At 73.8% G+C, this 25,148-nt stretch carries 18 protein-coding genes; 10 read left to right on the top strand and 8 right to left on the bottom strand.

The features are described from left to right. Window positions 1-19: 19 nt before the first annotated feature. On the top strand, window positions 20-2,389 hold the full coding sequence (locus ACWCSU_RS28130) for a family 20 glycosylhydrolase (RefSeq protein WP_449938835.1): 2,370 nt from the start codon (window positions 20-22) through the stop codon (window positions 2,387-2,389). 34 nt (window positions 2,390-2,423) lie between these two features. On the opposite strand, the gene ACWCSU_RS28125 is transcribed toward ACWCSU_RS28130, so the two are convergent. Beyond that, complete coding sequence (locus tag ACWCSU_RS28125; protein ID WP_449938834.1) at window positions 2,424-2,993, bottom strand: TIGR03086 family metal-binding protein; 570 nt, start codon at window positions 2,991-2,993, stop codon at window positions 2,424-2,426. A 118-nt stretch (window positions 2,994-3,111) separates the two neighbouring features. On the opposite strand from ACWCSU_RS28125, the gene ACWCSU_RS28120 reads away from it, so the two are divergent. Continuing rightward, window positions 3,112-3,699, top strand: a complete 588-nt coding sequence (locus tag ACWCSU_RS28120; RefSeq protein WP_449938833.1) for a TetR/AcrR family transcriptional regulator — start codon at window positions 3,112-3,114, stop codon at window positions 3,697-3,699. A 198-nt stretch (window positions 3,700-3,897) separates the two neighbouring features. Continuing rightward, window positions 3,898-5,046 (top strand): FAD-dependent oxidoreductase, encoded by a 1,149-nt coding sequence (locus ACWCSU_RS28115; protein ID WP_449938831.1) that lies wholly within the window; start codon window positions 3,898-3,900, stop codon window positions 5,044-5,046. A gap of 117 nt (window positions 5,047-5,163) precedes the next feature. On the opposite strand, the gene ACWCSU_RS28110 is transcribed toward ACWCSU_RS28115, so the two are convergent. After that, window positions 5,164-7,011: a S8 family serine peptidase gene (locus ACWCSU_RS28110; RefSeq protein ID WP_357710696.1), complete on the bottom strand. Its 1,848-nt coding sequence runs from the start codon at window positions 7,009-7,011 to the stop codon at window positions 5,164-5,166. 222 nt (window positions 7,012-7,233) lie between these two features. On the opposite strand from ACWCSU_RS28110, the gene ACWCSU_RS28105 reads away from it, so the two are divergent. The 7 genes from ACWCSU_RS28105 to ACWCSU_RS28075 all read left to right on the top strand — a co-directional run bounded on the left by ACWCSU_RS28105 (window position 7,234) and on the right by ACWCSU_RS28075 (window position 17,956). Then, window positions 7,234-8,622, top strand: a complete 1,389-nt coding sequence (locus ACWCSU_RS28105) for a serine hydrolase (protein WP_449938830.1) — start codon at window positions 7,234-7,236, stop codon at window positions 8,620-8,622. A 160-nt stretch (window positions 8,623-8,782) separates the two neighbouring features. Continuing rightward, on the top strand, window positions 8,783-10,840 hold the full coding sequence (locus ACWCSU_RS28100; RefSeq protein WP_449938829.1) for a dipeptide ABC transporter ATP-binding protein: 2,058 nt from the start codon (window positions 8,783-8,785) through the stop codon (window positions 10,838-10,840). Continuing rightward, entirely contained in the window at window positions 10,837-11,787 is a 951-nt protein-coding gene (locus tag ACWCSU_RS28095; protein WP_397044422.1) for an ABC transporter permease, read from the top strand. The genes ACWCSU_RS28100 and ACWCSU_RS28095 overlap by 4 nt, the downstream gene beginning before the upstream one ends. Then, complete coding sequence (locus tag ACWCSU_RS28090; protein ID WP_357710685.1) at window positions 11,784-12,671, top strand: ABC transporter permease; 888 nt, start codon at window positions 11,784-11,786, stop codon at window positions 12,669-12,671. Before ACWCSU_RS28095 ends, ACWCSU_RS28090 begins: the two co-directional genes overlap by 4 nt. A gap of 76 nt (window positions 12,672-12,747) precedes the next feature. Continuing rightward, complete coding sequence (locus ACWCSU_RS28085; RefSeq protein WP_449938826.1) at window positions 12,748-14,610, top strand: ABC transporter substrate-binding protein; 1,863 nt, start codon at window positions 12,748-12,750, stop codon at window positions 14,608-14,610. Beyond that, a complete protein-coding gene (locus ACWCSU_RS28080; RefSeq protein ID WP_449938825.1) occupies window positions 14,607-15,881 on the top strand; it encodes an erythromycin esterase family protein in 1,275 nt (424 codons plus the stop codon). Before ACWCSU_RS28085 ends, ACWCSU_RS28080 begins: the two co-directional genes overlap by 4 nt. Continuing rightward, entirely contained in the window at window positions 15,878-17,956 is a 2,079-nt protein-coding gene (locus ACWCSU_RS28075; protein ID WP_449938824.1) for a prolyl oligopeptidase family serine peptidase, read from the top strand. Before ACWCSU_RS28080 ends, ACWCSU_RS28075 begins: the two co-directional genes overlap by 4 nt. Here the strand turns inward: ACWCSU_RS28075 and ACWCSU_RS28070 are convergent. The 6 genes from ACWCSU_RS28070 to ACWCSU_RS28045 all read right to left on the bottom strand — a co-directional run bounded on the left by ACWCSU_RS28070 (window position 17,934) and on the right by ACWCSU_RS28045 (window position 25,039). After that, the gene (locus ACWCSU_RS28070; protein WP_449938823.1) at window positions 17,934-19,598 is read right to left on the bottom strand and encodes a helix-turn-helix domain-containing protein; all 1,665 of its coding nucleotides are present in this window, start codon (window positions 19,596-19,598) and stop codon (window positions 17,934-17,936) included. The genes ACWCSU_RS28075 and ACWCSU_RS28070 overlap by 23 nt on opposite strands. 89 nt (window positions 19,599-19,687) lie before the next feature. After that, the gene (gene menC / locus ACWCSU_RS28065; RefSeq protein ID WP_449938821.1) at window positions 19,688-20,797 is read right to left on the bottom strand and encodes an o-succinylbenzoate synthase; all 1,110 of its coding nucleotides are present in this window, start codon (window positions 20,795-20,797) and stop codon (window positions 19,688-19,690) included. After that, entirely contained in the window at window positions 20,794-21,681 is an 888-nt protein-coding gene (locus ACWCSU_RS28060; RefSeq protein WP_449938820.1) for a GNAT family N-acetyltransferase, read from the bottom strand. Before ACWCSU_RS28060 ends, menC begins: the two co-directional genes overlap by 4 nt. Window positions 21,682-21,776: 95 nt before the next feature. After that, the gene (locus tag ACWCSU_RS28055) at window positions 21,777-22,898 is read right to left on the bottom strand and encodes a M20 family metallopeptidase (RefSeq protein WP_449938818.1); all 1,122 of its coding nucleotides are present in this window, start codon (window positions 22,896-22,898) and stop codon (window positions 21,777-21,779) included. A 127-nt stretch (window positions 22,899-23,025) separates the two neighbouring features. Then, window positions 23,026-23,688 carry a potassium channel family protein gene (locus tag ACWCSU_RS28050; protein WP_449938816.1) on the bottom strand — a complete coding sequence of 221 codons (663 nt, stop codon included), beginning with the start codon at window positions 23,686-23,688 and terminating at the stop codon, window positions 23,026-23,028. Continuing rightward, a complete protein-coding gene (locus tag ACWCSU_RS28045) occupies window positions 23,681-25,039 on the bottom strand; it encodes a TrkH family potassium uptake protein (RefSeq protein WP_397044436.1) in 1,359 nt (452 codons plus the stop codon). Before ACWCSU_RS28045 ends, ACWCSU_RS28050 begins: the two co-directional genes overlap by 8 nt. Window positions 25,040-25,148: the final 109 nt, after the last annotated feature.

The raw sequence follows: 25,148 nt of genomic DNA, 5'->3' as shown, positions 1-25,148 counted from the left end.
CGCCTCCCGAAGGAGTCCGATGCGTCGACATCTCCTGACCGCCGCGCTCGCGGCAGCGCTCGTGGTCCCGGCTCTTGGGCCCGCTCCGAGCGCCTACGCCGCCGACGAGCCCGTCAACCTGGCCCTCGCGGGCACCGCCACCGCCTCCAGCGTCGAACTGGACCGCGCCGACTTCGCCGCCGCGCACGTCAACGACGGCGACACCGCCACCCGCTGGTCCTCCAAGTACGCCGACGACAACTGGGTCCAGGTACGCCTGGACGAGCCGGCCAAGGTCGACCACGTGACGTTGCGCTGGCCGAACGCCTGCGCCCGCGACTTCGTCCTGCAGACCTCCGCCGACGGCGTGACCTGGACCGACGTGGCCTCGCTGCAACGCGACACCTGCCCGCGCACCGACGTCATCGACGTGGCCTCACAGACCCCGGTGTCCTATGTCCGGATGCAGGGCAGGAAGCGCTGGGCCGCCTTCGGCTACTCGATCTCGGAGTTCGAGATCTGGGACCGGCCGCCCGCGCCGCCCCGGCCCGTCCTGGGCCTGCTGCCGAAGCCGGTGGCGCTCAAGGAGCAGGGCGGGACGCCGTACACGCTGCACAGGAACACCCGGGTCGTCGCGGCCGGGCAGGACGCGCGGGCGCCCGCCGAATACCTGGCCAGGGCACTGCGCCCGGCCACCGGCTACCGCCTGCCGGTCGTCGCCGCAGGGGACGGCCCCGCGCCGATCGTCGTCGAGGTCGGCCCCGGCAAGGGCCCGGCCGGGCACGAGGACGAGGGCTACCGGCTCACCGTCGCCCCCGGCCGGATCGCCCTGACCGCGAGCACGGCCGCCGGCGCGCTCAACGGCGTCCAGACGCTGCGCCAGCTCTTCCCGCAGTGGGTCGAGTCCGACTCCGTCGTGCCCGCCTCGTGGACGGCGCCCGCGGTGACGATCACCGACTACCCGCGCTTCGCGCACCGGGGCATGATGCTCGACGTCGCGCGCAGCTTCTACCCGGTGGCGGAGGTGAAGTCCGCGATCGACGCCGCCGCCCAGTTCAAGATCAACCGGCTGCACCTGCACCTCACCGACGACCAGGGCTGGCGCATCGCCGTCGGCGACCCGGCCACCAACCCCTCGGGCATCGACTACGGCCTGCTCACCCGGGTCGGCGGCGCCACCGCGATGACCGACCGGGGCACCGAACCGGGCATCACCGGCTTCTACACCAAGGCCGACTACACCGAGATCGTGCGGTACGCGGGCGAGAACGGCATGACCGTCATCCCCGAGATCGACCTGCCCGGTCACGTCAACTCGGCGCTGCACTCCGTCCCGCAGCTCAACACGGCGGGCGCGCAGCCGCGGCTCCAGCCGGGGGAGACCACCGTCCCGCACAACGGCACCGGCGCGGTCGGCTACTCCTCGCTGGACGCCGCCGCCCCCGTCACCTACGAGTTCGCCCGGCACGTGCTCGCCGAGATCGCCGCGATGACGCCGGGCCCGTACCTGCACATCGGCGGGGACGAGGCGCACGTCACCCCGCACGCCGACTACGTCAAGATGGTGGACGCGTTCACCGCCGCGGTGAAGGGCCTCGGCAAGACCGTCGTCGGCTGGAACGAGTACGCCGGAACCGCCCTGCCCCAGGGCGATGCCGTCGTGCAGTTCTGGAACGGCAACCTGGCCGCCGTCGCCAAGGCGGTCAACGAGCGCGGGGCCAAGGCCATCCTGTCCCCGGCGGCCAACACGTACGTCCCGCAGAAGCAGGACCCCCGTCAGCCGCAGGGCGGCACGTGGGCGTGCGGCGGGGTCTGCGGGCTGGACCGCCACTACAACTGGGACCCCGGCACGTACGTGCCCGGCGTCGCCGAGTCGTCCGTGCTGGGCGTGGAGTCGGCGATGTGGGGCGAGTTCATCAGGCGGCTCGGCCAGGCGCAGTACTACTCCTTCCCGCGCCTGATCGCGACGGCCGAGGTCGGTTGGACCCCGCAGGACCAGCGTGACTACGCCGGATTCAGCACCAGGTTGTCGGCGGTCGGCGGCCGGCTGACGGTCGCGGGGACCAACTTCTTCCCCACCGCCGACGTCCCGTGGCGGCTGCAGGTCCTCGGCCGGCCCGTCACCGTCCGCGCCGGACGTCCGGCCGGGGCCACCTGGACGGTCACCGCGCCCGGCCACGCCGCGGACGGGCTCAAGGCGTCGATCGCCTGGAGCGACGGGGTGACGGAGGAGGTCACGCTGACCACGCCGCGCGTGGCGAGCATCCCGGACATGCGGGTCAACGACGCCTTCACGGCCCGGTCGGACCGGTCGTTCGCCGGGCCCGGCACGTACAGCGGCACCCTGACCGTGCGCCCGACCGGCCTCGCGCCGGTGCAGGGTGCTCTGACGGTCACCGTGAAGGACTGACCCGCGTCCTGGTCGATCGGCTCCCGTCCGGCCTTCAGCGGGACGGGAGCCGGCGGCCGGTGAAGGCCAGGAGGCGGCGGTGGGCGGGGTCGCCGGGGTCGGCCGGGACTTCGGGGCCGAACATGCCGGGCCGCCGGAAGGCGCCGAAATCCATGGCGAGCATCACCGTGAGCAGTTCGCCGCACGCGTCGTCGTCCACGAGCGTCTCCTGACCGGTGGCCAGCGCCAGGTCGGCGCCGTGGACGAGCACCTCGGTGAGGTGCACGAGCGCGGCCATCCGCGCGGGCAGCTCGCCGAAGCCCAGGCGGACCGTCCCGTCCAGGGCGCCGGGGCGGTGCCAGGCGTCGCGGTCGAGGCGGTCGGCGAGGGCGAAGGCCGCCCGCGGGTCGCCGCCGAGCCAGTCGTCCTCGTGCGCCGCGCCGGCGTCGGTGCCGGTGAGCTCGGCGGCGAAGATGCGCATGCCGCCGACCAGGTGGTTCAGCTCGGTCCGCACGTCCCAGGCCGGGCAGAGGGCGGGGGCGGCGAGCCGGTCGCCGGTGAGGCCCTCGACGATGACGCCGGTCATGTCGAGGGCGCGGTCGATCTGCTCGATCACGGAGGTCATCGTGCTCTCCTTCAGGTGCGTCGCCCCACTGCTAAAGCAGGATTTGCTGCGTTTACGGCGAGGACTCTAGGGCGCGAGAAGCCGCAAATGCAAGTCATGGCTGCGTTAAGGTGAGGGCATGGAAGAGCGACAGCCCGCCAGGCGTCCCGGCGGGCGCAGCGCCCGGGTCCGCGCCGCGGTGCACCAGGCCGTCACCGACCTGATCGCCGAACGCGGCTACGGCAACTACACCGTCGGCGACGTCGCGGCGCGCGCGGGCGTGGCCGACACCAGCGTCTACCGGCGCTGGGGCACGATCGAGGCCCTGACCATCGACGTCGCGATCACCTGGCTCACCACCACCTCGCCCCTCCCTGACACCGGCAGCCTGGACGGCGACCTGCGCGCCTACGCGGCCAACGTGGCCAGGGACGTCACCGGCCCCGACGGCCTGGCCCTGCTGCGCCTGGTCATCGCCCTGTCGTCGGCGGGCGACGACGGCCTGCGGGCCCGCGCGGCGTTCCTCGCCGAGCGTTCCCGCCAGCTCCAGGTCATGCTCGACCGGGCCCGCGACCGGGGCGAGCACCCTCCGGAGGTCCTCGACGTGGTCGACCACATCCTGGCCCCGATGTACCTCCGCGTCCTGTTCGGAGCCGCTCCGCTGACCCCCGAGTACGTCGACGGCCTGGCCGATCGCCTGCTCGCACGCACGGCGTACGGTCCTTGACCGTGTCGACGAGGCCGAGCACGGCACCGCGCGGTGGAGGCACTGCTTCCCCCGGCCGGCGGCGACCCGGCGAGGGCGAGGCGGTCGTGGGCGCGGTGCACCGACGGGCCTCGGACTTGTGGCGGGGGTGTGAAGGTCGGGGGCGGGTACCGTGCAGACCGCCCTACGGGAGGGGGAACCCGCCTAACGTCCCGAAATATGAGGACAGTGGATGTTCTGGTGGTGGGTGCCGGGCTTGCCGGGTTGAGCACGGCCCGGCTGCTCGCCCTGCGAGGGCTGGACGTCATGGTCGTCGACCGCCGCAGGTCGCTGTCGGCCGGCATCCGCACCACCGGGATCTTCGTCCGCCGCACGCTCGACGACTTCGACCTGCCGGACCACCTCCTCGGGCCCGGCGTCCGGGACGTGCTGCTGCACCCGCCGTCGCGGCGCTCGCCGATCCACCTCACCAGCGACAGGGACGAGTTCCGGGTGGCCGACATGGCGGCCGTCCACGAGCACGCCCGCCGCGCGGCCGAGTCGGCCGGGGCACGGGTCCTGCTGGGCACGCGGTACGCGGGCACGTCGGCGGGCCTCGTCCGCCTGGAAGCCTCGGGGCAGGGGGTGCGCGAGGTGACGGCCAGGTTCGTGGTGGGGGCGGACGGTGCGCGGTCGCGGGTGGCCCGTGATCTCGGCCTGGACGTCAACCGGCGCTTCCTCGTCGGCGCGGAGATCGTCCATCCGGTCGCGCCGGGCCCGGCGGTCCCGGTGTTCCACTGCGTGCTGGACCCCCGGGTGGCTCCGGGTTACCTCGGATGGGTGGTGGACGACGGGCGGCACGCGCACGTGGGCGTCGCCGGGGAACCGGGGGCGATGCGGGCCGGCGTCCGGCGTCTGCTGGACGCCTTCGCCGCCGGCGCGCCCGGCCGCGACGCGCCGCCCACCGGGCCGGTCGAGCGGCGGGGCGGCCCGATCCCGGTCGGAGGCGTGCTGCGGCGGCTGGCCTGCCCGGCCGGGCTGCTGGTCGGGGACGCGGCGGGCGCGGTGTCGCCGCTGACGGCCGGCGGGCTGGACCCCTGCCTGCGGATGTCCGAACCGGCCGCGGCGGTGATCGCCGAGTATCTGCGCACCGGCGATCAAGGGGTGCTCAGGCAGTACGACGGGGCCGCGCTGCGGGCCCGGTTCCGTGGGCGGTTGCTGCTGCGGCGGGTGTTCGCGGGCATCCGGTCGCCGCTCGCGGCGGAGGCGGCGGTGGCCGCCCTGCGCGGCCGCGCCGGCCGCGCGCTGGCGGCGCGGATCCTGTTCGGCGACGGGTCCTTCCCCGAGATCGAGCCCCGGTTCACGGCGAGAACGGCCGCGCGCGAGTGACCGCGAAGTGGCGCGCCGGGAGCGGGAACGGGAGAGGCAACGAGGGCGGGAGCGGCAACGGGGGCGGGAACGGGGGGCGACCCCGTGCGGAGGCACGGGGTCGCGGAGATCGAACGGCTACGGCTTGGTGTAGCCGCCCGTGTAGGCGCCGGATCCGCTGTACGCGTACACGCGGACGCGGTAGGTGCCCGCCGTCCCGTTGTAGGTCAGGGTCTCGTCGGGCCCGCTGCTGGTGCTGCTGGCCACCGTGGTCCAGCCGAGGATGCCCTGCTTCTGCAGGTACAGGTCGAAGTCCACGCCGGCGGGCCCGTCGAGGCACGCGCGCTGCGTCCCGGCGGCGGCCGTGTACCCGGAGCTGTTCGGGTAGTACACGTTCTGCCCGCTGGTCAGGTTGCCGGAGAACGGCGTCTGGTAGCCGGTGCAGTTCCCGGGCGTGGTCCCGACCGTGATGCTCTTGCTGGTGGCGTTCGTGGCCCCGCCGTTGTCGGTCACGGTGAGGGTCACGTTGTACGTGCCCGCGGCGGCGTAGGTGTGCGACACGGTCGCGCCGCTGCCGGTGGCGCCGTCGCCGAAGCTCCACGCGTAGGAGGCGACGGTCCCGTCCGGGTCGCTGGAGCCGGAGCCGTTGAACGAGCACACCCGCGTGGTGTTGTCGCACGACTGGGTGAAGCTCGCCACCGGAGGCTGGTTGCCACCGGTCGTCGGCGGGTACTGGCTGGAGTCGTGCACGTCGAGCAGGGGCTCCTTGACCCCGTCGGTGGCGTCGTCGGTCCAGTTCAGGTTGCCGGTGTTCTTGAGCTTGTCCCGTACGGCCAGCGCCCCGGCCCGGGTGGTGGGCTTGTTCGCGCCGCTGGTCAGCACGGCCGCCGCGCCCGCGACGTGCGGGCTGGCCATGGAGGTGCCGCTGATGGTGTTGTAGCCGCCGTTCATCCACGTGGAGTAGATGCAGGTGCCCGGGGCAGCGACCTCGACGGTGGTGCCGTAGTTGGAGTACCAGGCGAGCGTGTCGTCGGTGTCGGTGGCGCCGTCGGTGCGGCACGGCACGGTGATCGTCCCGACGAGGCCGCCGGGCTGGCCGTCGAAGTCGGTCACGGCCGAGACGGTGACGACGTCGGGGTGGTTGGCCGGGAAGAAGCCGGAGGCGTCGGCCGTGCTGTTGCCCGCGGCCACGACGACGACGATGCCCGCGTTGGTGGCGTTCGTGATCGCGTTGCTGATCGCGGAGCTGCTGCAGCCCTGGCAGCCGAGGCTCAGGTTGATGACCTCGATCGTGCTCGCCCTGGCCACGACCCAGTCGAGGCCCGCGGCGATGCCGGCCAGCGTGCCGGAGCCCGCCGAGTTGAGCACCTTGACGGCGTGGATGCGGGCGCCGGGGGCGACGCCGACCGCGCCGATCGCGTTGTCGATGGCGCCGATCGTGCCGGCCACGTGGCTGCCGTGCCCGTTGTCGTCGTCGCCGGTGCCCGAGCAGACGCCGCTGGTGCAGTTGGTGCTGGCCACCACGTTCAGGTCGGGGTGGTCGAGGTCGACGCCGGTGTCCACGACCGCCGCGTCCACGTCCACGCGGGCGTCGTCGGTGCCGTCGATGTCGAGGTTGATGTTCTGGTCGGCGTAGATGCGCTTGATGCCGCTGGGTACGGTCTGTGCGAAGGCGTGCACCTCCTGGTCGGGCTCGACGGTGAGCACGCCGGGCTCGCTCTTCAGCTTGGCGGCCTCGTCGGGGGTGAGAAGGGCCGTGTAGCCGTGGAAGGCGTACCGGTAGGTTCCCACCAGTACGCCCTTGTGCGCCGTGACCTGCTGCTGCGCCTCGTTCGCCACCTGCGCGCGCGACACGCCCGAGAGCTGGACGATGTAGCGCTGCTGGTCGGCGGCGGCCGGGGAGTTGGCCTCGGCGGCGGTGGCCCAGCCGGACAGTGCCAGGCAGACGCCGGAGGCCAGGGCTAACAGGGTTGAGATTCGACGCATGGAAAACGCCTTTCTCCGGGGGTGACATGAGCTGTGCTCATGCGGCTTGTGAGCGGAACATCGCATATGACAGCGAGTCAGGCAATACTGAAATATCTGTCATAGATCACATCGGTCTGGGTCGTTCCGACGAAGAATCGGGCCAGGCATAGTGGCAGTGGACGAACCGGGTTGTTCCCGTCGGCTCTAGGGTCGGGCGGAGTCGAGCCAGGGGGGACACCGGTGCCGGAGCTGGAGGAGATCGGTGCGTGGCTGCGTCACCGGCTGGCGGGGCTGCTCGCCGAGAACGAGGTGCCCGGGGCCGCCGTGGCGGTCGCCGCGGGCCGGGAGACGGTCGAGGTCGCGGCCGGGACGCTGAGCACGGCCACGGGCGTCGAGGCCACCACCGGCTCCCTGTTCCAGATCGGCTCGATCACCAAGGTGCTGACCGCGACGCTGGCCATGCAACTGGCCGACGAGGGGCGGCTCGACCTCGACGCGCCCGTGCGCGCCCACCTCCCGGAGTTCCGGATCGGCGACGAGCGGGCCGCGCGGCGGATCACCACCCGGCAGCTCATGTGCCACGTCTCCGGCTTCGAGGGGGACGTCTTCACCGACACCGGCAAGGGCGACGACTGCGTCGAACGCTTCCTGGACGTCCTGCACGAGGTGCCGCAGCTCTTCGAGCCCGGCGAGATGTTCTCCTACAACAACGCCGGCTACTGCGTGCTGGGCCGGATCATCGAGGTCGTCCGGGGCAAGCCGTTCGACGCGTGCCTGCGGGACCACCTGTTCACGCCCCTCGGCATGACCCACGCCGCCAACGACCCCTACGAGGCGATCGTCCACCGTACGGCGGTGGGACACGTCCAGCGCACGCCGGACGGCCCGTACGAGCCGACCCCGGTGTGGGCGCTGGCCCGCTCGAACGCGCCCGCCGGGTCGATGCTGGCGATGCCGCCGCGTGACCTGCTGGCCTTCGCCCGCATGCACCTGGCCGGCGGCACCGGCCCGGACGGCGTCCGCCTGCTGAGCGCGGAGAGCGTCAGGGCGATGCGCCGGCCGCAGGTCACGCTGCCCGACATCGGCCAGGGCACGGCCTGGGGCCTGGGGTGGGAGCTGTTCGACCTGCCCGGCGGCACGGTCTTCGGCCATGACGGCAGCACCGTCGGCCAGTCGGCGTGCCTGCGCGTCGTGCCGGGCCGCGACGTCGCCGTGGTGATCGTCGCCAACGGCGGCCGGTCGCGGCCGGTGTTCGCCGAGATCGCCGGGCGCGTGCTGGACGAGCTGGGCGGGGTCGGCCTGCCCGCGCCCCCGGCGCCCCGCGCGGTCTCCGTGCCGCCCGCCGACGCCGCCCGCTTTGTCGGCACGTACACGTCGAGCACCTGCGAGACCGAGGTGAGCCTCGACGAGGCCGGGCGGCTATGGCTGCGGCGGACGCCCGTCGGGATCACCGCCGAGCTGGACGAGGTGCCGTACCGCACCGAGCTGGCCGCCTGGCGCGGCGACGTCGTGCTCCCGCTCGAACCCGAGCGCGGCGTGCACGCGCCGATCGCCTTCCTCGGCGACGACGGCACCGGCCGCGCCCTGTACCTGCACGACGGCCGCGCCGACCGCCGCGCGTCCGCCTGAACCACCCGAACCGGAAGGGCCCGCCCGCGCCACCCGCGCCGGGCGGGCCCTTCCCATGCCCGCCACCCGCCGATCAGTTGGTCCGCCCGGACGAACCCGGTCCCCAACGTTCGATGACCGCGACGAACACCGCCGGGGGCGCGGGTCCCACTATCGTCGGATGGATTTGGAGAGCGATCGCGTGCTGGCGATCCGGGATCTGTCGGTCGAGATCCGGCGCGGCGACAGGGTCGTCCGCCCGGTCTCGGACGTCAGTCTGGCGCTGAACCGCGGCGAGACCCTGGGGATCGTCGGCGAGACCGGGTCCGGCAAGTCCATGACCGGTCTCGCGATCATGGGCATGCTGCCGGCCGGCGGCCGGGTGACCGGCGGCTCGATCGACTTCGGCGGCGAGGAGCTGGTCGGCCTGCCCGCCGCGCGCTACCGGGCGCTGCGCGGCAACGAGATCGCGATGGTGTTCCAGGACTCGCTGACCGCGCTGAACCCGACCCGGCGCGTCGGCGAACAGGTCGCCGAGCCGGTACGGCTGCACCAGGGCGCCTCCAGGCGGGCCGCCCGCGAACGCGCCGCCGAGGTGCTCGCCCTGGTCGGCCTGCCCCGCCCGGCCGAGCGCATGGACGACTACCCGCACCAGCTCTCGGGCGGCATGCGGCAGCGCGTGATGATCGCGATGGCGCTGGCGTGCGAGCCGCGCGTCGTCATCGCCGACGAGCCGACCACGGCCCTGGACGTCACCATCCAGGCCGAGATCCTCGACCTCCTGGACGACCTGCGCTCCCGGCTCGGCATGTCGATGATCCTCATCACCCACGACATGGGCGTCATCGCCCGGCACGCCGACCGCGTCGGCGTCATGTACGCCGGCCGCCTGGCCGAGACCGCCCCCACCCCCGTGCTCTTCGGCCGGACCCGGCACCGCTACACGCACGCGCTGCTGTCCTCGATCCCCTCGCTCACCCACGACAGGGACGAGCGGCTGTTCAGCATCCCCGGCGCGCCGCCCGACCTGACCGCGGCCGGGCCCGGCTGCCCGTTCGCGCCGCGCTGCGACGCCGCCACCGACCGGTGCCGCGAGGAGCGTCCGGCCCCCTCGGCAGAGGACGGCGGGCACGTCCACGCCTGCCACCACCCGGCCTCCGGACCGGCCGAGCGGGTCCAGGCCCGGTTCGTCACCCGCCCGGCGGGGTCGCAGGACCGGGCGGAGGACCCGCGGTTGCGCGTCGTCGACCTCAGGCGCGAGTACCCGGTCGGCGGCAGGGGCCTGTTCGGCGGGCGCCGCACCCTGAAGGCGGTCTCGGGCGTCAGCTTCGAGGTGGCGGCGGGGGAGACGTTCGGGCTGGTCGGCGAGTCGGGCTGCGGGAAGTCCACCCTCGGCAGGATGCTCGTCGCCCTCGACCGGCCCACCTCCGGCGAAGTGATCTTCGACGGCGAGCCGGTCAGCCGGATGAGCGCGCGGGCGCTCGGGCCGCGCCGCGGCCGGCTGCAGATGATGTTCCAGGACTCCGGCGCCGCCCTCGACCCCCGCATGCGCATCGGCACGATCCTGCGCGAGCCGATGGCGATCCAGGGCTCGGGCGACCGCGCCCACCGCACCGCCCGCGCCCGCGAGCTGCTGCGGGACGTCGGGCTGCCCGGCAGCGTCATGGACCGCTACCCCCACGAGCTGTCCGGCGGGCAGCGGCAGCGGGTGAACCTGGCCCGCGCCCTGGCCCTCGACCCGGCGGTGCTGGTCGCCGACGAGCCGGTCAGCGCCCTCGACGTCTCCATCCGCTCCCAGGTGCTCAACCTCATGCGGGGCATCCAGATCGAGCGCGGCCTCAGCAGCGTGGTGATCTCGCACGACCTGGCCGTCGTGCGCTACCTGGCCGACCGGGTCGGCGTCATGTACCTGGGCAAACTGGTCGAGACCGGTACCACCGAAGAGGTGTACGGCGCTCCCGCCCACCCCTACACCGCCGGCCTGCTCGCCGCCGTCCCCGACACGGACCCCGAGGCCCCGCAGCCGCGCGGCGCCCGCGTACGCGGCGAGCTGCCGAGCCCGATCGACCCGCCCAGCGGCTGCCGCTTCCGCACCCGCTGCGCCCTGGCCGACGACGTGTGCGCGCAGGCCGAACCCCTCCCACGGCAGGTCACCGGCACCCATCAGGTCGCCTGCCACCACCCGCTCCAGCCGCTCGAACCCGCGGCCACCTCGCTGAAGGGAGCCTCCCGGTCATGACCTGGTACGTCGTCCGGCGGCTGGCGATCTCGGTCGTCGTCCTGCTCGGGATCTCCGCGGTGGTCTTCCTGCTGCTGCACCTCGTCTCCGACAGCCCCGGCCGGGTCGTCCTCGGGCAGCGCGCCTCGCCCGAGGCGGTCGCCGACTTCAACCGGCAGCACGGGTTCGACCGCCCGGTCCTCGCCCAGTACGTCGGCTACCTGGGTCAGCTGGCCCACGGCGACCTGGGCAGGTCGTACAAGCTGAACGAGAACGTGGCGACCCTGCTCGGGCAGAACGCCGGCCGCAGCGCGATGCTGTCGGCGGCCGGGCTGGCGCTGGCGCTGGTGATCGCCGTGCCGCTCGGCGTGCTCCAGGCGGTCAGGCGCAACAGCGTCGCCGACCGGCTCCTCACGGCCGCCTCGTACGTGCTCTACGCGACGCCGTCGTTCCTGCTCGGGCTGATCCTGATCGCCGTGTTCAGCCAGGCGCTCCCGTTCTTCCCGGCCGAGGCGTCCCAGTCGCACTCGCCGTGGGTCGTCTTCACCGATCCGCGGGCCATGGCGCTGCCGGTCATCACGCTCGCCGCCGCCAGTGTCGCGGTCTTCGCGCAGTACCAGCGCTCCTCGGCGCTGGACCAGCTCGGCCTGGACTACATCAGGGTGGCGCGCGCCAAGGGCCTGCCGGAGCGGCTGGTCCTGCTCCGCCACCTGCTGCGCAACGCCTGCCTGCCGCTGGTCACGCTGGTCGGCACGCTGATCCCCACGCTGCTGGCGGGCAACCTGATCGTCGAGTCGCTGTTCAACTATCCCGGCCTCGGCCTGCTGTTCCTCAACAGCCTGCAACGCGAGGACTATCCGGTGCTGCTCGCCTACACCCTCGTCGGCGGCGTCCTGACCGTGGCCGGCAACTTCGTCGCCGACCTCGTGGTCGCCGCCGCCGACCGCCGAATCGAGCTGAGCAAATGACCACCCAGAACGTGGACGCGCGGCCCGAGGCCGAGACGCCCTCCGCGCGGCGCCGGCTCCCGGTGCTGCGCGGGCTCCGGCGCAGCCCGCTCGGCCTGGCCGGCGGCCTGCTCCTGCTGCTGATCGCCGGGTTCTGCTTCCTGGGGCCGCTGATCTACCGCACCAACCAGATCGACGTGGACCTGGTCAACGCCGCCCTGCCCCCCGGCCCCGGGCATCCGCTCGGCACGGACGCCAACGGCTTCGACGTGCTCGGCCGGCTGATGGCCGGCGGCCGCCTGTCGCTCCAGATCGGCCTGCTCGCCGCCCTGTTCGCCACCGCGATCGGCACCCTGTACGGCGCGGTCGCCGGGCTGGCCGGAGGCGTGGTGGACGGCTTCCTGATGCGGCTGGTCGACGTCATGTTGTCGGTGCCGTTCCTGTTCTTCGTGCTGATCCTGTCGGCCCGCTTCCACGCCGACGCCCTGTCGCTGAGCCTGGTCATCGGCGGGTTCTCCTGGCTGGTCTCCGCCCGGCTGGTCCGCGGCGAGGTGCTGACGCTGCGGGTGCGGGAGTTCGTGCTGGCCGCGCGGGTGATGGGCGCCTCCCGCCGGCGGCTCATCCTCACCCACCTGATCCCGAACGCGCTCGGCGTGATCATCGTCAACATCACGTTCCAGGTCGCCGACGCGATCCTCGTCGTGGCGGCGCTGGGCTTCCTGGGGTTCGGCCTGACGTACCCGACCGAGGACTGGGGCAGCCAGCTCGCCGGCGGCGTCGCCTACATCTCGGCCGACTACTGGTGGCTGATCTACCCGGTCGGGGGCTGCATCGTCCTGACCGTGCTGGCGCTCAACCTGCTCGCCGACGCCCTGCGCGACGCCGTCGGGCGGCGGGCCGACTGATGCGCTTCGTCCCCCGCGAGGCCGCGGCCCCTGCGGCCCCTTCGCTCTTCTCCACCCCCACATGTAGGAGCCCGCAATGACGCACGTGTCCGGAAAGCCGCGAGCACGCCTGGCGGTGGCGCTCGCCGCCGCGGTGGCGGCGCTGGCCACAGCGTGCACCGGCGGCGGAGGCGCCGCCAAGGACGCCGCCGCCGGCTACGCCAGCCAGCCGGCGCAGTCGGGCAAGCCCAAGGACGGCGGCACGGTCACGGTCGCGCTGACCCCCGGCCTCAGCCCGAACTACATCTACCCCTACCCGCCGGCCGCCGCCAACGGGACCGTCATCGCCCGCGGCCTGATGTGGCGTTCCCTCTACCGGCCCAGCGGCGAGGGCGACCAGGTGGCCGACGCCGAGCTGAGCCTGGCCGAGCCGCCCGACTACAGCCCCGACCGCAAGACCGTGACCATCAGGATGAAGGACTACAAGTGGTCCGACGGCACCCCGGTCACCGCCGATGACGTCGTCTTCTCCCTGACACTCCTCAAGGCGGCGCTCGCGGAGAGCCCGGCCAACTGGAGCTTCTACACCCCGGGCCAGTTCCCCGACGGGGTCACCGCCAAGGCCGCCGCGCCCGGCACGCTGACCCTCGAACTGGAGACGGCCTACAACCCGTCGTACCTGATGTCGATGCTGACGCTGCTGTACGTGATGCCGTCCAAGGCGTGGGACATCGACCGCGCCGGCGGACCGCACCTCGACTACACCGAGCCGAAGAACGCCAAGGCGATCTACAAGTACCTGACGAAGGAGTCGGAGTCGCAGTCCACGTTCGCCACGAACCCGCTGTGGCAGGTGGTCAACGGCCCGTTCCGGCTCAAGAGCTTCGACCCGACGACCGGCTCGTTCTCGCTGGCGCCGAACGAGTCCTACAGCGGGCCGGGTGAGTCGCGGCTGGACCAGGTCGACTTCAAGGCCTTCACCTCGGCCGCCGCGGTGCTCAACCAGTTCAAGGCGGGCAACCTGACCGTCGGCACGCTGGACTCCAGCTTCATCACCCAGATCGGCGCGCTGAAGGCCAAGGGGTTCAACGTCTACGGCGCGCCCGCGCCCGCCCGGTTCGACTCGCTGACCATCAACTTCGGCAACACCACGAACGGCTTCGACAAGATCATCGCCCAGCCGTACGTCCGGCAGGCGTTCCAGCGCCTGATCGACCAGCCGGGCTACATCGCCGGCCGGGGCATCTACAACGGCGCCGGCTCGCCCAACTACAGCACGGCGGGCAGCGGCTCGCCGTACCCGCCGGCGTTCGGGGACGCGCCGCCGTACCCGCACGACCCGGCGGCGGCGGCCAGGCTGCTCACCGACAACGGCTGGCAGGTGGTCCCGAACGGCTCCACCACCTGCGTGCGGCCCGGCACCGGGACGGGCGAGTGCGGCGCCGGCATCCCGCGCGGACAGAAGATCAGCTTCACCCTGGCCTCCGCGAACACCCCCGCCTACGTCGGCGCCCGGGACGTCGCCTTCGCCTCGGCGGCCAAGAAGCTCGGCGTCGAGGTCAAGATCGTCACCAAGTCCCTCACCTACATGTACGCCAACTACGGCAACACCTTCGCCCCCGCCACCAAGAACGAATGGGCGATGCAGGACTACGGCCCGCTCTACCTGGCGGCCGGCTACCCCAGCAGCAACACGGTGTTCAACGCCAAGGGCAGCTTCAACCTGGGCAGCTACCGCGACGACGAGGTGGACCGGCTCATCGACGCCTCGACCTTCGGGGCCGACGCCAAGGCCCTGTCGGCCGAGGTGACCAGGATCGCCGAGGAGCTTCCCGTGCTGTTCTTCCCGACCCCGCACACCCTGGTGGTGTGGAAGGACACGCTGTCCGGCCCGCAGTCGTCGTTCCGCGCCCTGCTCAGCTACCTGTACACGCCCGAGCTCTGGTACTACCACGCATGATCCAGGACGCCTTCGCCCGGCCGCTGCGCCACCTCGACCCGGCCGCCGCCTCCCTCGCGGACGACCGTACGCTGCGCGAGCTGGTCGGCGACGCCAGGGTGGTGGCCGTCGGCGAGGGGGCGCACAACGTCACCGAGTTCCACCGGCTCAAGGACCGGCTGTTCCGCGTCCTCGTGCGCGAGCTGGGGTTCTCGGCGTTCGTGATGGAGTCCGGCTTCGCCGAGGGCCTGACCGTGGACGCCTGGGTCCACGGCGGGCCGGGGGAGGCCGCGGCGGTCGCCCGCGACGGCATCACCTACCGGTTCGGCGAGTGCGAGCCGGTGCGCCGGCACCTGCGCTGGATGCGGCGCCGCAACTCCGGCGGCCCGGCGAAGGTCTCCTTCTACGGCATGGACCTGCCCGGCTCGTCCACCTCGCCCGGCCCGGCGGTGCGCGCGTGCCTGGACCGCATGCCGGCCGGGCCCGGCGACGAGGAGCTGCTGCTCCTGAGCGACCTGGGCGGCCGTACCGAGGCGGCGGTCCGGTACGCGGCCATGCCCGCCGCCGGTCGCGCCCGGCTCCTGGCGGGGCTGCGCGAGCTGGCCGGGCGCGCGCTCCTGCTGGACGACCCGGTGCTGCGCCGGTGCGCGGCCTCCCTCCAGGCGTTCGCCGACGAGGCCGAGGGCGACGTGCGGCCGGACGCGCCCTGGCCCCGGGACCGGTTCATGGCCGAGACCGTGGAATGGGTGCTCGAACGGGAGGAGCGGATCGTCGTCAGCGCGCACAACTCCCACGTCCGGCGCTCGCCCTTCCACGGCCGGCCGACGCTGGGCGGCCTGCTCGCCGAGTCCCTGGGAACCGGCCTGGTCGTCGTCGGCGCGACCTACGGCCGCGGCCCGGAGGTCCGTTTCACGCAGCGCTCCCCGCGCCCGTTCGACTGCGACGTCTCGCTGCAGACCCGGACGACCCTGCCGCCGAACTGCGTCGAGGCGTCGTTGGACCGTCTCGGGCCGCCGGTGACCGTGGTCGACCTGCGCCGCGCGCCGGCCGAGCTGTTCGACGGGATCGACGGCACGCTCGCGAGCGGCGGCCTCGACCCCGTGGACGACTTCCCGGCCGCCTACGACGCCCTCGTCCACGTCCGCCGGGTCACCCGGGTCCCCGGCGCCTTCGAACGGCTCCAGGCCGAGTTCGCCGCCGCCGCCCCGCCGGCCGCCCCGCCCGCCCCTCCGGAACAGCCCGCCTCTCCACCACAGCAGCCCGTCCGTTCCCGACCGTCGGAGGCACCGTGACTCTTTCCTACCCGCCCGCGCGCACCGTCGAGGTCGTCGAGGACGTCGCGGGCGTCCGCGTGCCCGATCCGTACCGGTGGCTGGAGGAGGAGACGCCCGAGGTGCGGCGGTGGCAGCGGCGGCAGGCCGAGCTGGCCGCCGCCGTCGCCCACGACGGCCAGGACCCGGCCGCCGTCCGAGACCTGATCCGAGCCTACGACAGCGGCTCCCGCCCCACCCTGCCCAGGTACGCGGCCGGCCGCTGGTTCCGCTCGGTCACCCCGCCGGGCGGGACGGCGTCCGCCGTGGTCGTCGCCGACCGGCCCTACGGCCCCGGGCGGACGGTGGCCGACCTGGCCGGGTTCGGCGGCCAGGAGGGCCCGGCGGTGCTGTCCTGGCTGGCGCCCTCCCCGGACGGCCGCGTCCTGGCCCTCGGCGTGTGCGTCGACGGCAGCGAGCACAACACCGTCCGGCTCGTCGAGGTGGACACCGGCCGGCTGCTCGACGCGCCCGGTCAGCTCCTGCACAGCGCCTGGGCCGGCGGCGTCTCCTGGACGCCCGACAGCGGCGGCTTCACCTTCTTCGCGCTCACCGGCCCGCCCGAGGAGTTCCGGCAGGCGGTCTTCTCCCACCGGCTCGGGACGCCGGGGGAGACCGTCGTGGAGCCGGTCCCGGTCCCGGCGGGCTCGCGCGAGTACACGCTCGTCCAGTACTCGCCGGACGGCAGGTGGGCGGTGGCCGCGCACCGGGTGGGCAGTCCGATCCCGTGCGCGGTCCGCGACCTGTCCGAGCCCGGCGCGGCCTGGCGTCCCTTCGTCACCCGCTGCGCCGGCACGGTCGCCGGCCACGTCGTCGGCGACCGCTACGTGGCCGTCACCGACGTCGGCGCGCCGCGCGGACGGGTGGTCGCCATCCCGCTCGACGCCGCCGACCCGGACGACCCCTCGGGATGGGCCGAGCTGGTCCCCGAGGGCGACACCGTGCTGCGCTCCCTCACGCCGGTCGGCGAGCACCTGTACCTCAGCGAGTTCGACCGGACGTTCGCCCGCGTCCGGATCATCGACCGCGCGGGCCGCGTCGCCGGGGAGGTGCCCCTGCCCGGCCGGGGCGCGCTCGCCGCCCCCTTCTTCGCGCTGACCGCCCTGGCCACCGGCGTCCCCGCGGCCGACTTCGTCTTCGCCTTCTCCACCCTGACCAGCTCCTGGGGCGTCTACCGGCACCGCCCCGGCGAGAGCGCGCCGGAGACCCTGTCGGCCCCGGCGGTCGTCCTCGACGCCGAGGTGACGGCCGGGCAGGCGGTGGCGGCCGACGGGGTCGCGGTGCCGTACCACGTGGTTCGCCCGGCGGGCCTGGACCCGGCGCGGCCGGCGCCGACGCTCGTCTCGGCGTACGGGGCGGCCAACGTGCCCCTGCTTCCCCAGTACCAGCCCGACCTGGCCGCGTTCGTCGCCGCCGGGGGCGTGCTGGTGCAGGCGTACCTGCGCGGGGGCGGCGAGTTCGGCGGGGACTGGTACCGGGCCGCGCACCGGGAACGGCGGCACGTCCGCGACTCCGACCTCGTGGCGGTCGCCGAGCACCTGATCGCGGACGGGGTGAGCGCCGCCGACCGGCTCGCGCTGACCGGTGGCTCCGACGGCGGGCTCATGTGCGGGATCGCCGTCACCACCCGGCCCGAGCTGTGGCGGGCCGTCCTGCCGCGGGCGCCGCTGCTGGACCTGATCGGCGGCGTCCGCGACCCGTACCTCGACTTCGTCATCCGCAAGGCGTGGGCCGACCCGGACGATCCCGAGCAGGTCCGGCGGCTGCTGCGGATGTCGCCGTACGAGCTGGTGCGCCCCGGCGTCTTCCCCGCGGTCTACATCCAGGCGGGGGCGGCCGACCCGCGCTGCCGGCCCTGGCACGCGCGCAAGTTCGCCGCCCGCCTCCAGGCGGCCCAGCAGGGGGACGAGCCGATCCTGCTGCACGTCTTCGACGACGCCGGGCACGGCGCGGCCACCCCCCACGACGTCGCGGTCGCGCAGGACGCCGAGTGGCTGGCCTTCCTCATCGGGACGCTCGGCCTGCGCGGCGGGGTCAGTCGTCCGGGGCCGACCTGATCGACATCAGGCGCAGTTGCAGCATGGCCGACAGGCGCGCGTCCGGGGAGCCGAGGTCGAGGCGGCCGACCTCGGCGGCGCGCCGCAGCCGGTAGCGGAACGTGTTGGGATGCACGAACATCGCGGCGGCGGCCACCGAGACGTCGCCGAAGGCGTCGAGCCAGGCGCCCAGCGTCTCGACCAGGCTCGTCTGGTGCTCCTTGTCGTAGGCGAAGATCCGGGCGATCGCCCCGCTGGGGACGTCGCCGCGCGGCACGAGGTCGGCCAGCTCCAGCAGCAGCGCGTCCACGTGCACGTCGTCCAGGCGGGCCGCCTGCCGGCCGCCGACGCCCGACCGCAGCACGCGCAGCGCCCGGTCCGCGCCCGAACGTGAGCGGGCCAGCGCCGAGCCGTCCCCGGCCAGCCGCCCGACGCCGACCAGCGGGCGCAGGCGGGAGCCGACCCGGGCCAGGAACTCGGTGGCCACCAGGACCGCGCGCTCCTCGGCGTCCTGCCGGTTCTGCGGCAGCGGCAGGATGCCGTAGGCGACGTCGCCGACCAGCGCGGCGGCGGCCCGCGGGTGCACGGCGGACAGGTGCATGGCGAAGGCGTCAGCCAGCCGCCTGCGCTCGGCGGCGAGCTGCGCGGGCAGCGGGCTCTCGCCCGCCGGGCCCACGACGGTGAGCGCCAGGACGACCGCCGGCTCGTCCTTCAGGCCGAGGCGGCGCGCGGCCTCCAGGGAGCCGGGCCCGCTCTCCAGCGCGGTGCCCAGCAGCTCGGCCCGCAGCCGCCGTTCCATGTCGGCGTCGGCGCGCTGCCACACCATGTGCATCGCGACCAGCTTGGACGCCTCGTAGAGCGCCTGGCTGCGCTCCTCGCCCAGCGGCCCGGGGACGATGACCCAGATCGTGCCGAGGATCTCGTCGCCGGCGCGCACCGCGATCGCCGTCCGGGGCAGCGCGGGCGGTTGGAGCGTTCCGCCGGGGTCGGGCAGGGGGGCCACGAAGACGGGCCGGTCGCTGCGGTAGATCGCCTGGAACACGCCGCGTTCCTCCAGGATGCGGGTGTACTGCTCGGGGACCTGGCGGCCCAGGATCGTGCGCACGCGGGAGGTGTCAGTGTCCTCCTGGCGGCTGGAGAAGGCCAGCAGCCGCGAGTTGCGGTCCTCGATGGTGACCGGCGCGTCGAGCAGCGCGGCGATGGCGTTGGCGACGGCGAACAGGTCGCCGGACCGGATCGGGCCCGAGGCGTGCGCGTCGGGGTCGAGCCGGCCGCCCTCGGACGTCAGCTCGCGCAGCATGCCCGCCAGATGCGTCCAGGACGCGCCGCGGGCGAAGGCCAGCACGGTCACGCCCGCCCGGGCCGCCGCCGCGACGAGCCGTTCGTCGGCGACGACGGGCGCGCGGACCACCAGCGCGGCGGCGCCGTGCCGGCCGAGCCGGGTCACGACCCGCTCGACGTCGGCCGGGTCGTGCAGGCCGACGCCGAGGACCAGCGCGTTTGCGGGCAGCTCGGGTTCGTCGAGCGGGTCGTGGATGACGACGCCGCCGATGTCCTGGGCGAGCGCGGCGTCGCCGCAGACGACGTGGAGCAGGGTGGCACCGAGTTCCTCCAGGACGCGGCCCAGGCTGGCACGCGGGAGGCCGGTCATGGGGACGAGCACGCTCCCGAAGCTAGCGCCGCCCCGGTGGCACGTCGTTCGTCCGGCATGACGAAATGCTACCGGCTGATCCGTCGAAACGGACGAACCGGTCAGGACGGCATCGGCACCCAGGTCTTCGCGACGGTGACCTCCTCCAGGACCTCCGGGATGGGGGCGACGCCGATCCCCGGGCCGGTCGGCACCGCCAGGTGCCCGTCCACCAGGCGGAACGGCGGCGTCAGGTCGGTCCGGTAGTAGCGGTCGGACGCCGAGGTGTCGCCCGGCAGCAGGAACCCGGGCAGCGCGGCGAGCGCCACGTTGGCGGCCCGCCCCACGCCGGTCTCCAGCATGCCGCCGCACCACACCGGGACGTCGTGCGCGGCGCAGACGTCGTGGATCCGCCGGGCCTCCAGATGGCCGCCGACCCGGCCCGGCTTGATGTTCACCACCTGGCAGGCCCCGAGCGCGATCGCGTCGGCGGCGGCGCGGGCCGAGACGATCGACTCGTCCAGGCAGATCGGCGTCGTGATGCGCTCGGCCAGCCGGGCGTGCCCGATCAGGTCGTCCTGCGCGAACGGCTGCTCGATCAGCAGCAGGCCGAACGGGTCCAGCCCGGCCAGGTGCCGCAGGTCGCCGCGCCCGTACGCGGTGTTGGCGTCCACCTGGAGCGGGACGTCGCCGAACCGCTCGCGCACGGCCCGGACCGGCTCGACGTCCCAGCCCGGCTCGATCTTCAGCTTGATCCGCAGGTAGCCCGCGTCCAGGTATTCGGCGACGGCGTCGAGCAGCGCCGGGATCGACCCGGTGATGCCCACCGACACCCCGCACGGCACGCGGTCGCGCACCGCCCCGAGCGCGTGGGCCAGCGGGACGCCGCGGGCGCGCAGGTCGGCGTCCAGGACGGCGGTCTCCAGCGCGGCCTTGGCCATCCGGTGCCCCTTGAACGCGGCCAGCGCCGGGGCGACCTTGTGCGCGTCCAGGTCCGCCACGCCGCCCAGCGCCGGGACCAGGTAGCGGGTCAGCACGTCGGCCGCGGCGTGGGTGTACTCCGAGGAGTACAGGGGGGCCGTGCCCGCGCCGCACTCGCCCCAGCCCTCGCCCTCGTCGGTGACGACGCGCACCAGCACCGCCTGCCGTACCGTCTCGGTGCCGAACGACGTGCGGAACGGCGTCACGAGCGGCATCTCCACCGTGCGGACCTCGACTGCGGTGATCTTCATTCCGTCTCCTGCCTGTCCACGATGTACCAGCCTGTACGGTCGAAGCCGCGCACCCGGGCGCCCCCGTCGAGCAGCTCGCCCAGCACGTCCCGCAGCGCCCTGCGCCAGTCGGCGGCGCGGGCCGGGTCGCGCTCGCGCATCGCCTCGACGTCGCCGGGCACGCCGACCAGGACGGTGGGCGTGCCGGCGTACCGGGTCAGCGGCCCGCCCGCCGCGGACGCCTCCAGCGCCACGGCCGCGCCCGCCGTCCGGGCCGCCGCCGCGTCCGCCCGGGCCGGACGGCCCGCGCAGGCCGCCTCGACGGCGGGCGTCTCCAGCCGCCAGCTGACCAGGACGCGGTCGGTGTCGTCGGCGCGGTTGATGTCGTCGTCCATGGGGCCGTAGAAGTTCGGCAGGTACTCGGACGGGGTGGCGCCCAGCTTGGCCAGGTTGAAGTAGGCGTTGCGGCGCACCAGGGGGTCGTAGGTCCAGCAGATCTCGCCGACGCCGCGCCGCATCGCCCAGGCGCGCTGGTGCAGCTTCAGCGCGAAGCCGACGTTGCGGCCCTGCATGCCCGCCAGCACGCCGGCGATGTGACTGTGCAGGGCGGCGCGGGCCGGCGGGGAGAAGAAGCCGAAGCAGGCGCCCACCATCCGGCCGCCGTCGAACGCGCCGCTCACGTAGCTGCCCGCCTTCGACATCGCGCGCAGCAGGTCGGCCGTCACCGGCGGGTTGTTCTCGCCGGTGCGCCAGATGTGCTCGTACAGGCGGCGGACGGCTTCCAGCTCGCCGACGCTGTCCAGGGGGCGGATGTCGATGCCCGCGCCGTCGGCGGCGGCCTGCGCCGCGGCGCACGCGGCCTCGACGGGCCGGGAGTCGCGACGGTCACGGATGAGATCAGTCACGCCGGTCATGGTCGCAGCCGCTCCCGTCCCGTAGCTGGTCGGCGAGCACCGGGCGGCGGCGCCGGATTCGTCCGGCCGGACAAGGAGGGTCACCGCTACGCGGTCAGCAGATCGGCGACCAGGGCGGTCAGCAGGCGGGTGCGGCCCGGCAGTTCCGCGACCAGCACGTGTTCGTCGTCGGCGTGGGCGCCGCCGCCGACCGCGCCCAGGCCGTCCAGGGTGGGCGTGCCGGCCCCGGCGGTGAAGTTGCCGTCGGAGGCCCCGCCGACGGCGACCGAGGCCGGCGGCCCGATCCCGAGGGCGTCGGCGAGCCGGCACGCCCGCTCGAACAGGTCCTTCGACGCCGACGCCGGGAGCGGCGGCCGGTTCGGCCCGCCGCCGACCGTGACGCCCGCGCCGGGCAGCACCGGCCGCAGCCCCCGCATCGCCGCGTCCACCCGGTCCTGCTCGGCGGCGTCCCTGACCCGTACGTCCACGTCGAACCGGGCCCGGGCCGGCACGGTGTTCACCGTGGTGCCCGACTCCAGGCGGGTCGGGGTGACGGTCGTGCCCAGCGCGGGATCGGCCAGCGCCGCCACGGCCGCGATCTGGTGGGTCACCTCGACCGTCGCGTTCACGCCGCGTTCGGGATCCAGCCCGGCGTGCGCGGCCCGGCCCCGCACCAGCACCTCGTACCGGGAGACGCCCTTGCGCTCGGTCTTCAGCGCCCCGCCCGGCCCGGCGGCCTCCAGCACCAGCGCCGCCGCGCATCCGCGCGCCTCCTCCTCGACCAGCTCCCGCGAGGTGGGGGAGCCGGGCTCCTCGTCGCCGGTGACGAGGAGGGTCACGCCGTCCAGGTCGTCCAGCGCCGCCAGCGCGTGGAAGGCCATCACCAGCCCCGCCTTCATGTCGAAGCACCCCGGCCCGCGCAGCACGCCGTCGCGCACCTCGAACGGGTGCCGCTCCAGCGAGCCGACCGGCCACACCGTGTCGTGGTGGCCGAGCAGCAGCACCCGCGGCTCGCCGCCGAACCGCCAGCGCAGATGGGTACGCCCGCCGATGACGACGCGCTCGGCCGCGGCCCCCAGGCGGGCGGCGCCGACGTCGGCGACGGTCGTGGCGCTGCGGGCGACCGCGGCCAGGTCGCCCGACGGCGACTCGCAGCGTACGAGCCGCTCGATGTCGTCGATCATCGCGGCCTCGCGGGCCCGGTCGGACGTGGTACGTCGTGGTGTCATGATGGCAGCCTCCGGTCGGACGGACCGCCCATCATCGTGAACCACGACGCGGACGGGCCTGTCGCACCGGCCAACATCGGCCCGCCCCGTTGGGCCCCGCCGACGACCGCCCCCGACGACCGCCCGGCTACGTGAGGTCGGCGAAGCGCTCGACGTCCTCCGTACGGCCGGAGACGATGATCACGTCGCCGTAGCCCAGCTCGGTGTCGGAACCGGCGTAGGTGAACTCCTCCTCCGCGCTCTTGACCGCCACCACGGTGACGCCGTGCTTGCGGCGCAGGTTGGAACGGCCGAGCGGCACCCCGATGTACTCCTTGGGCGGCCGGGTCTTGGCCATCGCGAAGTTCTCGTCCACCTGCATGAAGTCCAGCATGCGGCCGGTCACCATGTGGGCCACCCGCTCGCCCATGTCGTGCTCGGGGAAGACGACGTGATGGGCGCCGATCCGAGACAGGATCCGGCCGTGCTGGCGGCTGACGGCCTTGGCCCAGATGTCGTCGATCTCCAGCTCGATCAGCAGCGACGTGGTCAGGATGCTGGCCTCCAGGTCGCCGCCGATGGCCACGACCGCCCGGTAGAAGTCGGGCACGCCGAGCTGGCGCAACGTCTCCAGGTCGGTGGAGTCGGCGGTGGCGATGTGGGTGATCTGCCCGGCCAGGCTCTGGGCGACCTTGGGCCGGTTGTCGATGGCCAGGACCTCGGTGCCGCGCCGGGTGAGCTCCAGGGCGAGCGAGGTGCCGAACCGGCCCAGGCCGATGACCACGACGGGGTCTGTCTTCTTGTCAGCCAACGATGACACGTTCCTCGGGTAGTTCGTACCGACGGGTGCGCTCCTTCAGGGCGAGCGCGGAACCCAGTGTGAGCGGGCCGATGCGCCCGATGAACATCAGCGCGACCAGCAGCACCTGCCCGGCCGGCGTGGCCTGGGAGGTGATGCCGGTGGACAGCCCGTTCGTGCCGAACGCCGAGACGACCTCGAACAGCACCTGGTCCAGGCTGTGGGGAGTGATGGCGAGCAGCAGGTAGGTCGAGACGGCGACCAGGACGACGCCGATCATCGTGATCGAGATGACCTGACGCTGCGCGGACTCGGCCAGGCGCCGGTGGCCGATGTTCACCCGCGGCTCTCCCCGCAGCTCGGCCCAGATGATGAACACCAGCAGCCCGAACGTGGTGACCTTGATGCCGCCCGCCGTGCCGGCACTGCCGCCGCCGATGAACATCAGCAGGTCGGTGGCGAGCAGGCTGCTCGGGTAGAGCTGGCCGATGTCCAGGCTGTTGAACCCGCCCGAACGAGGCATGACCCCGGTGAAGAACGCGGCCAGCAGCTTGCCGGAGTCGTCGAGCCCGCCGAGCGTCCTGGGGTTGCGCCACTCGGTCACCAGGAAGATCAGCGTGCCCACCGCGAGCAGGACGAGCGTCACCCCGACGGTCACCCGGGTGAGCACCGACCAGCGGCTGGGCCGGCGCCAGGCGCGGGCCAGCTCGAACACCACCGGGAAGCCCAGCCCGCCCACGACCACCGCCAGCGCGATCGGCAGGCAGATCCACGCGTCGCTGACGAAACGCATCATGTTGTCCGGCCACAGCGCGAACCCGGCGTTGTTGAACGCCGACACCGCGTGGAACCAGCCCAGGTACATCGCGCGGCCCAGCGGCTCGCCGTAGCCCGTGACGAAGCGCGCGGTGAGCAGCGCGGCGACGATCAGCTCGGACACGAGGCTGAAGATGACCACGTTGCGCACCACGCGCCGCACGTCGGACATGCTCAGCGTCTTCGTCTCGGCCTGGGCGAACATGCGGGCGCGCAGCCCCAGCCGGCCCGCCACCAGGACGGTGAACAGCGTGGCCATCGTCATGATGCCCAGGCCGCCCACCTGGACCAGCCCGGCGATCACCACCTCCCCGGCCACCGACCAGTGCGTGGCGGTGTCCACCACGACCAGGCCCGTCACGCAGACCGCGGACGTCGCGGTGAACAGCGCGGTCAGCCAGCCGGCCGGCTCGCCGTCGGCCGTGGCCATCGGCGAGGTCAGCAGGGCCGTGCCGGTCAGGATGAAGGCGGCGAACCCGGTGGCGATGACCTGCGCCGGGTGGTGGAAACGGGACAGGAAGACGCCCGTCAGCCGCTGATGTCTCATGACGCGTTCCCTCCGGCCGCGGCCGCGCGGGGGGCATGATGTGAGGCGAGCACGATCAGACCGTAGACCACCCGGCCACTGCTGCCGCAAACGCGTCCGGAGCCGGGAC

It is taken from the genome of Nonomuraea sp. NPDC001699 (assembly GCF_053596455.1).
The sequence above is the reverse complement of the archived record's forward strand: the minus strand, read 5'-3'. Positions and strand labels throughout refer to the sequence as shown.